Source organism: Puia sp., from assembly GCF_036500295.1.
GTDB lineage: Bacteria > Bacteroidota > Bacteroidia > Chitinophagales > Chitinophagaceae > Puia.
The window spans coordinates 22,224-32,556 of the sequence record NZ_DASYCH010000016.1 but is presented as its reverse complement, the minus strand read 5'-3'; the positions used below and the strand labels follow the sequence as shown (position 1 = coordinate 32,556).

General features: G+C 54.0%; 11 protein-coding genes and 1 pseudogene. 2 read left to right on the top strand and 10 right to left on the bottom strand.

Annotated elements, in window-relative coordinates; genetic code table 11:
- From VGM48_RS04905 to VGM48_RS04890, 4 genes and pseudogenes are all read right to left on the bottom strand, one after another.
- Positions 1-366, bottom strand: a pseudogene (locus VGM48_RS04905) (hypothetical protein); the annotation flags it as partial.
- A gap of 8 nt (positions 367-374) precedes the next feature.
- A complete protein-coding gene (locus tag VGM48_RS04900; RefSeq protein ID WP_331576605.1) occupies positions 375-1,373 on the bottom strand; it encodes a type II toxin-antitoxin system antitoxin SocA domain-containing protein in 999 nt (332 codons plus the stop codon).
- A complete protein-coding gene (locus VGM48_RS04895; protein ID WP_331576604.1) occupies positions 1,370-1,729 on the bottom strand; it encodes a hypothetical protein in 360 nt (119 codons plus the stop codon). The genes VGM48_RS04900 and VGM48_RS04895 overlap by 4 nt, the downstream gene beginning before the upstream one ends.
- Positions 1,730-1,859: 130 nt before the next feature.
- Positions 1,860-3,137 (bottom strand): metal-dependent hydrolase family protein, encoded by a 1,278-nt coding sequence (locus VGM48_RS04890; protein ID WP_331576603.1) that lies wholly within the window; start codon positions 3,135-3,137, stop codon positions 1,860-1,862.
- Positions 3,138-3,283: 146 nt separating this feature from the next.
- On the opposite strand from VGM48_RS04890, the gene VGM48_RS04885 reads away from it, so the two are divergent.
- The gene (locus tag VGM48_RS04885; RefSeq protein WP_331576602.1) at positions 3,284-3,463 is read left to right on the top strand and encodes an alpha/beta hydrolase; all 180 of its coding nucleotides are present in this window, start codon (positions 3,284-3,286) and stop codon (positions 3,461-3,463) included.
- 121 nt (positions 3,464-3,584) lie between these two features.
- Here VGM48_RS04885 and VGM48_RS04880 read toward each other — a convergent pair whose 3' ends face one another.
- The 3 genes from VGM48_RS04880 to dinB form a co-directional block, all read right to left on the bottom strand.
- A complete protein-coding gene (locus VGM48_RS04880; protein ID WP_331576601.1) occupies positions 3,585-4,220 on the bottom strand; it encodes a peroxiredoxin in 636 nt (211 codons plus the stop codon).
- Between the two features lie 173 nt (positions 4,221-4,393).
- The gene (locus VGM48_RS04875; protein WP_331576600.1) at positions 4,394-4,891 is read right to left on the bottom strand and encodes a GNAT family N-acetyltransferase; all 498 of its coding nucleotides are present in this window, start codon (positions 4,889-4,891) and stop codon (positions 4,394-4,396) included.
- Positions 4,888-6,144 (bottom strand): DNA polymerase IV, encoded by a 1,257-nt coding sequence (dinB, locus tag VGM48_RS04870; RefSeq protein ID WP_331576599.1) that lies wholly within the window; start codon positions 6,142-6,144, stop codon positions 4,888-4,890. Before dinB ends, VGM48_RS04875 begins: the two co-directional genes overlap by 4 nt.
- An 88-nt stretch (positions 6,145-6,232) precedes the next feature.
- Here dinB and VGM48_RS04865 point away from each other — a divergent pair, with 88 nt between their 5' ends.
- Complete coding sequence (locus tag VGM48_RS04865) at positions 6,233-8,665, top strand: ABC transporter permease (protein ID WP_331576598.1); 2,433 nt, start codon at positions 6,233-6,235, stop codon at positions 8,663-8,665.
- A gap of 36 nt (positions 8,666-8,701) precedes the next feature.
- Here VGM48_RS04865 and VGM48_RS04860 read toward each other — a convergent pair whose 3' ends face one another.
- From VGM48_RS04860 to VGM48_RS04850, 3 genes are all read right to left on the bottom strand, one after another.
- Positions 8,702-8,893, bottom strand: coding sequence for a hypothetical protein (locus VGM48_RS04860; RefSeq protein ID WP_331576597.1), 192 nt, complete (start codon positions 8,891-8,893; stop codon positions 8,702-8,704).
- On the bottom strand, positions 8,890-9,399 hold the full coding sequence (locus tag VGM48_RS04855; protein WP_331576596.1) for a hypothetical protein: 510 nt from the start codon (positions 9,397-9,399) through the stop codon (positions 8,890-8,892). The genes VGM48_RS04860 and VGM48_RS04855 overlap by 4 nt, the downstream gene beginning before the upstream one ends.
- Positions 9,400-9,632: 233 nt before the next feature.
- On the bottom strand, positions 9,633-10,244 hold the full coding sequence (locus VGM48_RS04850) for a hypothetical protein (protein ID WP_331576595.1): 612 nt from the start codon (positions 10,242-10,244) through the stop codon (positions 9,633-9,635).
- Between the last annotated feature and the right edge of the window lie 89 nt (positions 10,245-10,333).

Here is a 10,333-nt window from a genome sequence, read left to right as displayed (position 1 = left end):
AAGATATCCGAGATCGCCATAGCCCTTCAGCCAGTATGGCACTTCCTCCCAGCCATGATCTCCCTTGCCGTTGCCGCTGTACCAGGCGTTGCCTTTCTTGTCCAGCCAGGCGCTAAGCGTTCCCAGCTTGCCGGTCAGGCCATCCCGCTGCAACTCCAGATATCGCAACACCCAACCCCGCGGCTCCACGCTGCCCACCGGCAAAGGGATCAGCTCCAACGGCTTTAGCGGGTGACGGTTGCTCACGTAGAAACTATTATCCGTCTTCGTGGCGGGCCGGGTGACGACATCCGCCTTTACCTGTGCCTTACCCGACAGCCCCCCGATACAAATGCAGGCGGCTATGCAAACTTTTGGAAAAATCATGCCCTAATTTACTCGATATGCTGCAGACTAAAACTATAATCATACCTGATCCGCCCATTGCCATCGATATTTTGCTTCCACGCAAGTTCGTCATGGCTTACATTTACAATATCGGCAGTCTTTAAATGCCCAAGCCTTTTGGCAATCGTCTCAATGGCAAACCGTTCGCTGGAAGAAAACAACTCCAGATCCGGATCACCATTTTGACAAAGGAGCCGCTCGCCGCCGAACCCCTCGAACTCCTCCTCCTTCATTTCCACATATCCGGACTCCCAAAGCCGGTCATAAATGCTTCCGTAATTCTTAGGCACCGGACCATGCTGGATGGCCACATAGGTCAAGCCGGTAATACTGAACCCCGTTTTGCTGTAGTGAAAAAAATCGGCATAAAACAGGAGTTTGTTCATCTTGGTTTTGAAAGGTTCCAGCTGACTCGCGAAATATTTGGTCATCATCCCGATCTTTTCCAAAACAGGAACCCGATAACCATTAAAATTACTTGGGGTCCTTGTGCCAAAGATCCTTTCTTCAAAGCTATTCTCCAGCCGATCCCACCCGGCTAACCTGGTATTGATCTTCTTCATGACCCGTTCCAGGTCATGCGCCTCCAATTCATTGCTGCTCAATTCAATGAGTTTCCTGAACTCCACCGGGTCTTTGACCAGTTGGATCAGCCGCCCCGTCGTTATACTTGGCATCTCCCCATTTTCATAATTCCGATAAACATTCGGCCCGAGTCCCAATATATCGCTCATTTTAGCGGCACTCAATCCATATTGCTCCCTGATCATCTTAATTTCATCGATGAACGGTATTCCATACTTGCTTCGATACTGGTTATGTATCTGCGCCTGGTTAAGCTCATCGAGCACGAGGGTAGTAAACTCTTCACCACTTTCGTTGTCAATCCAGGTGTGGTCAATAATATTGAATGGCTCCTTCCTGAACTCAAATGTCGCAGGCCGCCTTCTCAGACTGATATTACCTTCTGGTTGTAAATAATTCATAATTGTTCTCCTTTAAAAGGTAGATGCATTTCATATTCCGCTTCATGAAACGAAATACATATCACCGGACGAGCCGGAAGACCGACTGATATTTTGATGTAGATCATTTGGCCTTTCACCACTTTACCAAATACCCATTGCGGAGCGCCTCCATTAAGTATATCCTCTCCAGGCCCTTCAGAATATTCTGCTACTGCAAGACTCTCTATAACTTTCAGTCGCTGTACCGGACTTATTTCCAATCTATACAGGGCCTGCTTATTTTTTCCTCTGTCATCCCGGACCCTTATTTCCCATATTTTCATCTTTTGAAAAAAGTCCGAAAGGAATGACTGCACTTCCTCTCTTGTCGCCATAAAAAACATTTCATACCCAAAAATACGAAATTTTTTAGCAATCCAAAATAAAAGTGAAAATTTTACCCATTAAAGCAAAAAATTCACCCTCAAGGTGAATTTAAAGCAGGCATCAACCGCCTCAGAGCAACTATTCACTCTTATACACCACCCCCTCTTTCATCACAAACCGCACCTGCCCCATGGCGTGGATATCCTTTGTCGGATCGCCCTCAACGGCAATGATATCCGCCCATTTCCCCGGCTCGAGCGTCCCCGCCTTATCGCTGACGCCGACCAGCGCCGCCGCATTCACGGTCGCGCATTTGATCGCCTCCAGGGCAGGCATCCCGGCCTCGGTCATATAGATAAACTCCATCCAGTTTTTCCCGTGTTTATAGACCCCGGCATCGGTGCCGAAGGCGATCTTCACGCCCGCCTTATAAGCCCTGGCAAAAGTTCCCTGGATCACCGGCCCGATGGCCATGGCCTTCCCCGCGATCACCGGCGGATAATAGCCGGGTTTCTTCGCCGAGTCGGCCACCGATTTACCCGCGATAATCGTCGGCACATACCAGACGCCATATTGTTTGAAGAGCGCGATGGCTTCATCATCCATATAAGTGCCGTGTTCGATAGAGGTAACGCCCGCACGGATGGCCCGCTTCATCGCCTCGGCGCCATGTGCATGCGCCGCCACCGGCATCCCATAATCTTTGGCCGTCGAGACAATGGCCTTTAGTTCCTCATCGGAGAACTGCGCCCCGCTGCCATCCTTTTCGAGGCTGAGGACTCCGCCCGAGGCGGTGATCTTGATCAGATCGGCGCCTTCTTTATACATCTGTCTGACGGCCTTGATACAAGCATCTTTGCCATCGGCGACGGTCTCGGTAAAGCTGGGTTCGGCGTACAGGCCATCCCGGTAGCCATGGGTGGGATCCGCATGACCGCCCGTCGAAGAAATGATCTTGCCGGCGGTGAACACGTGCGGACCTACCACCAGACCCTTGCGGATCGCATTTCTAAGCGCGATGTTAACACCCGACCCGCCGACATCCCGCACTGTCGTAAACCCCGCCATCAGGGTCGTCCGCGCATAGCCCGTCGACTCGAAAGCGATATCCGCCGTATTCTCGGTAAACTCCCGCAGCTGCGCATTCGGGCTCGTCTCCTGCTCCAGATGAACATGGGAATCGATCAGCCCGGGCATCACGGTGCGGTTCTTCAGATCGATCGTCTTATCCCCTGCCGCCGCGGCCGCATACCCTTTCTGAACGGCAGTCACAGTCCCGCCGGTGACGATCACCGACATTTCCGTCAGCACCTGGCCGGCCGCCGGGTCGATCAGCTTGCCGCAATAAATAATGGTTTTTTGGCAATAGGCGAGGCCCACCCAGAGAAGGAGGGGGATAAGCAGTAGTTTTTTCATAAGGTCCAATATACGACAACGCCTCCAAAAATTGCTATATTGCTCCTGCACGGGCCCACGAGTCCGTCAACCGCAGCCGGCTGATCACCCTTCTGCTTACCGAACCGCGCCATACCTTCGATGAGCTTGCCGCCATCCGTTGCCCCGTGCTGATCATGGCCGGGCAACACGATGTCATCCGCGAACCCCATACACGCGAGATCGCCAAGCGTATCCCCGGGTCGACGCTTGTCATCTTCAAAAAAGGAACGCATTATGAACCGCAGGAGGATCCGGTGCGGTTTAATAAAACGGTGCTTGATTTTTTTGCGCGGCCGCCGCTGTAGCCGCGAGGCCGCTGGGGCGGGCCACCGCGCGGCCAATAAAAAAAGCCGGCCGGGAAAAACCCGGCCGGCGAATATAGAAACCCGTTCCAATTAACTACTTATTCAGCTGCGGTAGTGCCAATCACTTGTTCGGCTGAGGCGTATACCGCAGATAAGGCTTTATTTCGCGAACCCCCTTGGGGAACTTCTTCTTCGCATCTTCGGTGCTGATCGACGGAACGATGATCACATCCTCGCCCTCTTTCCAGTCGGCACCCGTAGCGACGCTATGATTAACCGTCAGCTGCAGCGAATCGACAACGCGGAGCACCTCGTTGAAGTTGCGGCCGGTGGATGCGGGATAGGTAATGATCAGCTTCACCAGCTTATCGGGCCCGATGATCACCAGCGAACGAACCGTTGCCGTCGCCGACGCATTCGGATGGATGAACTCATACAATGTGCTCACCTTGCGATCCTCATCGGCGATGATCGGGAAGTCGACCGTCGTGTTCTGCGTCTCATTGATATCTTTGATCCAACCCAGATGCTTATCCACGGGGTCCACGCTCAATGCCAGCACCTTCACACCTCTCTTGGCAAACTCGTCCTTCAGCGCGGCCGTCCGCCCCAGCTCGGTCGTACACACGGGCGTATAGTCGGCAGGGTGAGAAAAGAGAATACCCCAGGAATCACCCAGAAAATTGTAGAAGTCGAGGTCGCCAATCGATGTCTTGGCCTGGAAATTTGGCGCTTTGTCGCCGAGACGTAAACTCATATACTGTTTGTTTGAAAGTGAAAAATTCCGTCGACACCGGATGACACCGGCACCCAAACGGGCAGTAAAGATATTAATTCCCTATCAAAGTAGTAGACTTAAATAAAAAAATTTAACAACGCTGTTCACAAACCCGCTGTTCCCCGCATCAAATCTGCAACTCCATGCACAACTCACTGTCTATCAAAACTTTTTTGCATCACATAGTCCTCCAGGGTATGTCCGGTGTCCACGGGGGTCAGCACCTCGGCCGCCACGGAGTACCCATTCTTCCGGTACAGCGCCAGCGCGACGGTATTCTTGCGCAGGACCAGCAATTCGATCCGCTTCACCCGAAGATCGTCGGCCTCGCGGTGGATAAAATCCATCACCCGCTGCCCGATCCCCTTACCGCGCCATTCCTGCAATAAATAGAACTGCGTCAGCACCATCGTATGATCCTCTTCGTGAAGCCCGAAGTAGCCGACGGGCTCCTCGCCGATCTCGACCATATAATGCCGGTATCCCTCGGCCACCTGCGACTCGAAGGCCTCGACGGTATGGGACAACCGCACCAGGTAGTCCGCGCACTCAGGCGGCAGGTACTGGGCGTAAAAATCCGGCACGATGCGCCGCCCCAGCGCCTCCATCGTCTCGAATTGGTCTCTGGTGTATGCTGCTGTGATCTTCATGGTCGCTCGTCCTCGTTTCCCGATTTGCGCAAAAACCGCGACACGGCCTTCGCTTCTTCCTTTTCGGCCTTCCCCTGGCCACCCGCCTTTACGACGGCGCCCTTCCCCCATTTGTTCTTCACCTCGTCGATGGCCTTGTACAACTCCGTTTTCTTCCGGGTATCCTCGAAGAGATTGGTCTGGATAGCCTCTCCGGTCAGTTCACTCAGCCGAACCCCGAGCAACCGGATCGGCTGGCCTTTGCGCCAAAGCTTATGAAACAGTTCTTTCACCTTGGCGATCAGCTCGTCGTCATAGAAGGTATAGGGGATGGTCACCTGCCGGGATGTCGTCTCGAAATCGGGATAGCGGATCTTCACGGCCACGCAACCCGCGGTTTTGTTGTCCTGCCGCAGCTCATACCCCACACGTTCGGTCATCCTCACCAGCTCGGCCATCAGGAAATCCAGATCGGTCTTGTCCGCTTCAAAGGTATTCTCGGTGGAGATCGACTTCGCCTCGTGGTACGGTATGACCTCGCCCTCATGGATACCCCGCGATTTAGACCAGAGATCGACCACATATTTTCCCAATCGCTTTTCCAGCAGGTGGATAGGTTGTTCACTCAGATCGCGGATGGTCTCGATACCCATCTCCTTTAAGGTCTGCTCGGTTTGCTCGCCGACACCGGGGATCTTGCCCACCTTCAGCGGGGCGAGAAACTCCCGCTCCATGCCGGCAGGCACCTGGATATAGCCATTGGGCTTGGCCTCCTGGGTAGCGATCTTCGAGATCATCTTATTCGACGCCAGCGCAAAAGAGATGGGCAGCGTCGTCGCGGCGATAATCTCCTCCCGAAGGGCGATCGTCCATTGATAAGTATCGAAAAACCGATCCATCCCTGTCAGGTCGAGATAGAACTCATCGATCGATGCCTTCTCGAAAAGCGGCGCCTTTGCCGCGATGATCTCCGTCACCCACCGCGAATATTTGCTGTACTCCCCACGGGCATTGCCCACCACCGTCGCATGCGGACAAAGCCGCAACGCTGTTTTCATCGGCATGGCGCTATGGATCCCAAATTTCCGCGCCTCATAGCTGCAGGCCGCCACGACCCCGCGGTCGCTATGGCCGCCGACCAGCAGGGGAAGGCCCTTCAACGAGGGATCGTTGATGCACTCGACGCTGACAAAGAAGGCGTCGAGGTCGAAATGGGCGATATAGCGCTGCGCGGCCACATACAAATATACTAAAAAGTTTAGTTTCCCGGACATCCTGTAACATTTCCTCCGACACCCTCGTCACACCACAAAACCCCGGCCGCCGCCGGGGTCAGGCCGTTGCAACCATAAAAACACCTCCATGCTAAAGAACTATCTCGTCACCACCTGGCGCAACCTCGCGAAGAACAAACTCTTCGCGGGCATCAACCTCTTTGGCCTGGCCATCGGCCTCGGCTGCTTCCTGCTCATCGCGCTCTACGTCCTCGACGAACTGAGTTACGATCGCTTCAACACCAACGCCAATCGCATCTACCGGGTGGCGGCTGACGCACACTGGGGCGGCGCCGACCTTCATATGGCGCAGACGCCGGATATCATGGGTCCGGTGATGAAAAAGGAATTTCCCGGGGTCGAGGAACAGACACGCATCTATAAAGAAGTAGGAACGCGCTTCCTCCGCAAGGGGAATCAATATATCCCCGAGACCAATGGCGCCTATGTCGACTCCAGCTTCTTCGACGTATTCACCCTTCCAGCAGTCGATGGCGATCCGCATAAAGCCCTCACGGAGCCCAGGTCTATCGTCCTGACCGCTTCCTTCGCCACAAAATATTTCTCTACACCGCAAGCCGCCGGGCGCACGCTCGAAATGCGCGAAAACGGCCGGGTTGTGCTCTACAAGGTAGGCGCCGTCATCCGGGATATCCCCGCCAACGCGCATTTCCACTACGATTTTCTGCTCGCCATGAAGGGTCTGGACTACCCCTGGAACCAACCCGGGAATCATAACTTCTATACCTATCTGTTACTGAAAAAAGGAGCCGACCCGAAGAATGTCGAAAGCAACTTCCGGCAGTATCTGGTCAAATACCTTCTGCCCGAACTGAAAACCTTCCAGATCACGACCATGGATCAATTCTATAAGTCCGGCAACAAAATGGATTACACCCTTGTGCCGTTGACCGATATCCATCTCCGCAGCCATCAGCTCGAGGAACTGAATCCTCCCGGCAGTCTGCAATATGTCTATATCTTCAGTATCGTGGCCGTTTTTATCCTGCTGATCGCCTGTGTGAATTTTATGAATCTGACCACGGCGCGCTCCGCGGGTCGCGCCCGGGAGGTGGGCATCCGCAAGGTGCTCGGCACGTCGCGGCAACAACTGATGCGGCAGTTTCTGGTCGAGTCCATCGTGCTGGTGACGATCAGTCTGTTCTTCGCCATCGGCCTCGCTGCGCTCGGCCTCCCGCTGTTTAATAGCCTTGCCGGCAAACAGATCACGTTGGGCCGCCTGTTCTCGCCTTCCCTCCTTATCCTCATGGCTGCTCTTCCGTTGGTGGTGGGACTCTTCGCGGGCAGTTACCCGGCCTTCTTCCTCTCCGGGTTCCGGCCGATCGAAGTGTTGAAAGGAAAACTTAAGACTGGTAGCGGCGGTGAAAGACTACGAAGCGTTCTCGTCGTCTTTCAGTTTACCACGAGCATCGTGCTGATGGTCGGCACCCTCGTCGTCTACCGTCAGCTGAACTTTATGCGCAACCGCGATCTTGGCTTCAACAAACAAGAGGTGTTGATCGTGGACGGGACCGACGCGCTGGGCTCCTCTGTCCAGGGCTTTAAACGGGAGATCCTCCGCCTGCCTGAAGTAAGAAGCGGCACCGTCACCTCCTATTTGCCGATAGGCCAGGCCGATCGCAACACGAACAATGTCTTCAAAGGGCCCGTCCAAAACACCGAAAACGCGTTCAACACCCAGTTCTGGTGTGTCGACAAGGACTATCTGGCCACCATGGGGATGTCCCTGATCAGCGGCCGCAATTTCTCGCCCGCGTATCCCCGTGACTCCTCGGCGCTGATCATCAACGAGACGACGGCAAGACTGCTCGGGCCCGGCGATCCCGTCGGCAAATACATCTACCGCGGCGACCGTTCCGATTCGCTGGTCGCCCATCGCATCATCGGCGTGGTAAAGAACTTCAACTTCGAATCGATGCATCAGGCCGTCGGCCCGCTGATCATGCACATGCTCTGGCCCAGCAACGGCTCGGTCTCTTTCCGCGTGAGCACGACCCATCTCGGCGAGACACTCACCCATATCCGGGACGTCTGGAAGACGATGAATGTGGGTACGCCGTTTAACTACCGGTTCATGGACCAGGCGTTTAACGACATGTACAAGGCAGACGAACAAGTGGGGAAGATAGCCCTGGTGTTTGCCGGTCTTGCGCTGGTGATCGGCTGCATGGGGATCTTCGGGCTTGCCGCGTTCATCGCCGAACGCCGCACAAAAGAGATCGGCATCCGCAAGGTCCTCGGCGCTTCCACCCGCGGCATCCTCGGCCTGCTCTCCGGCGAGTTCACCCGGCTGGTGGCCATCAGTTTCCTGATCGCCGCGCCGCTCTCGTGGTGGGCCATGCACCGCTGGCTGCAGGACTTCGCCTTCCGGACCGATCTGGCCTGGTGGATCTTTGCCGTCGCCGGGATCGCCACGTTTTTGATCGCGCTGGTGACGGTGAGCTTCCAGTCGCTGAAGGCGGCGCTCGCCGATCCGGTGAAGTCGCTTAGAGCGGAATAGCGGCCCGAAGGCCCGCCGGCAAGGGGCCCATAGCCGTCAGCGCTGATCCGGCGGGGTATTACGTCTCATGTCGATGGCCGTCACGACAAACAGCGGCAAGGTTATCGCCAGCAATAAGTACCATCTTTCGTCCATGGTGAACCCTCTTTCAAGAATGATGACATTGATGAATGTGACCAGTACCCCGATGATACCGTTTATCGAAGGACCTTCCTGGTTTGTATTCATGAGGAAACTTTAAGCGTTGATAATAGGGTTGCCCAATTCTTTGCCCTGGTCTCCAGTTGCGGCAGTTCATAGATGCTATTGACCGTATTTTTGTAAAAAAGCACGGTCATCGGCGCGTTGCCGGCGATGAACTCCAATTCCAACGCGATGGACATCAGATGGTCTTCCGGTCTGTTTTTCCGGTACTCATGACTCTTGATGGCGGCGTATACCTTTTTCACCGTACAGGCGGCAATCTCCCTGAGGTCGACAACCCGGGTGCTATATTCTCCATCCTTTTCTTCGGTGAGCAGCAGTTTCCCTTTGGGGCCGTCCAGACCCAGGACTTTGTCCGGTAATATTTCCTGGCCGGTAATAGAAAGGTTGTGAACAATGCCTGCCTGGTTGAAGCAGGACAGGATGCTGTTCGTTCGTGCCTTGAGCCGATTATTATGCATGGTGATGAGGAATAAAATGATGATAAAAATGGAGAGAACGATAATACAAGCGATGATCACGTGTGACATGATGTATTGATTTACACACAATGGATGATCAGTCAAGCCGGTTGACTGGAATTACTATATAACTGTAAAATGCTTATGCAGCAACGGACAGGGAGAAGTCCTTGAAAGTAGAAAAGGAGTATAGTTCCCGGCAGAAGGGGAAAAATTCGGTGAAAGAGTCGATATAGTTTAAGTTACTGCCCACACCGCAAACATACCAACTTAATCGGCATATTGGCAGCTGCAAAACCTATTTATACGTTAAAGATCCCGATGGTCAATCCGGCGATCACGATGGCAAAAGCGCTATGATGCTGGCCTTGTCTTATTTCTTCCAGGCCACATAGAAATCCCCGTTCGTTATCGTCTTTTTTGTGCCGGTGATGTCCCCCATAAAATAGAAGTCGCCGCTGAACGTCCCTTTGACGGCGGTGGAGTCGAGGGACGTATATGGTGATCTTCAGATCATTGAGGCCTTTTGTTCCGGAAGTGGTAGCGACTCCGGTGACCCCGCTGCCGGTGACATACTGCTCGTTTGTTGAAACGACATAGGCTCCGATGGTCCCATAGCTTTGGGAGGTGTCGGACCAGGTACCCGGGCCGAATTTGGCGGTGCTGGGAGGTTCGGCAGTCCAGCCGATGCTCAGAGCCTGGGTGTTGCTGGTGCCGGTTCCGTTGAATCCTTCGATCGCGATCTCGGTGATCCCAAAGGCCGAGAGGCGGGTGGCCAGGGGACTTACGTTGAAAGTTTGGGCTTTCCCGTCGATGGTGGCAGTAACATGGTAGGAACTGGAAGAACCAGAATTCTTTTTACAGGATACCAGGACGCCGAAGGATACGGCGACCAGGAGCAGGGTCTTTTTCATGGCAAATTTTTACGGTTTAGCAATTACCAATAAAACTAATCGATGGTCGCCAGAGTGCGCTTACAAATATATAAGCGTGCCGATTTCGG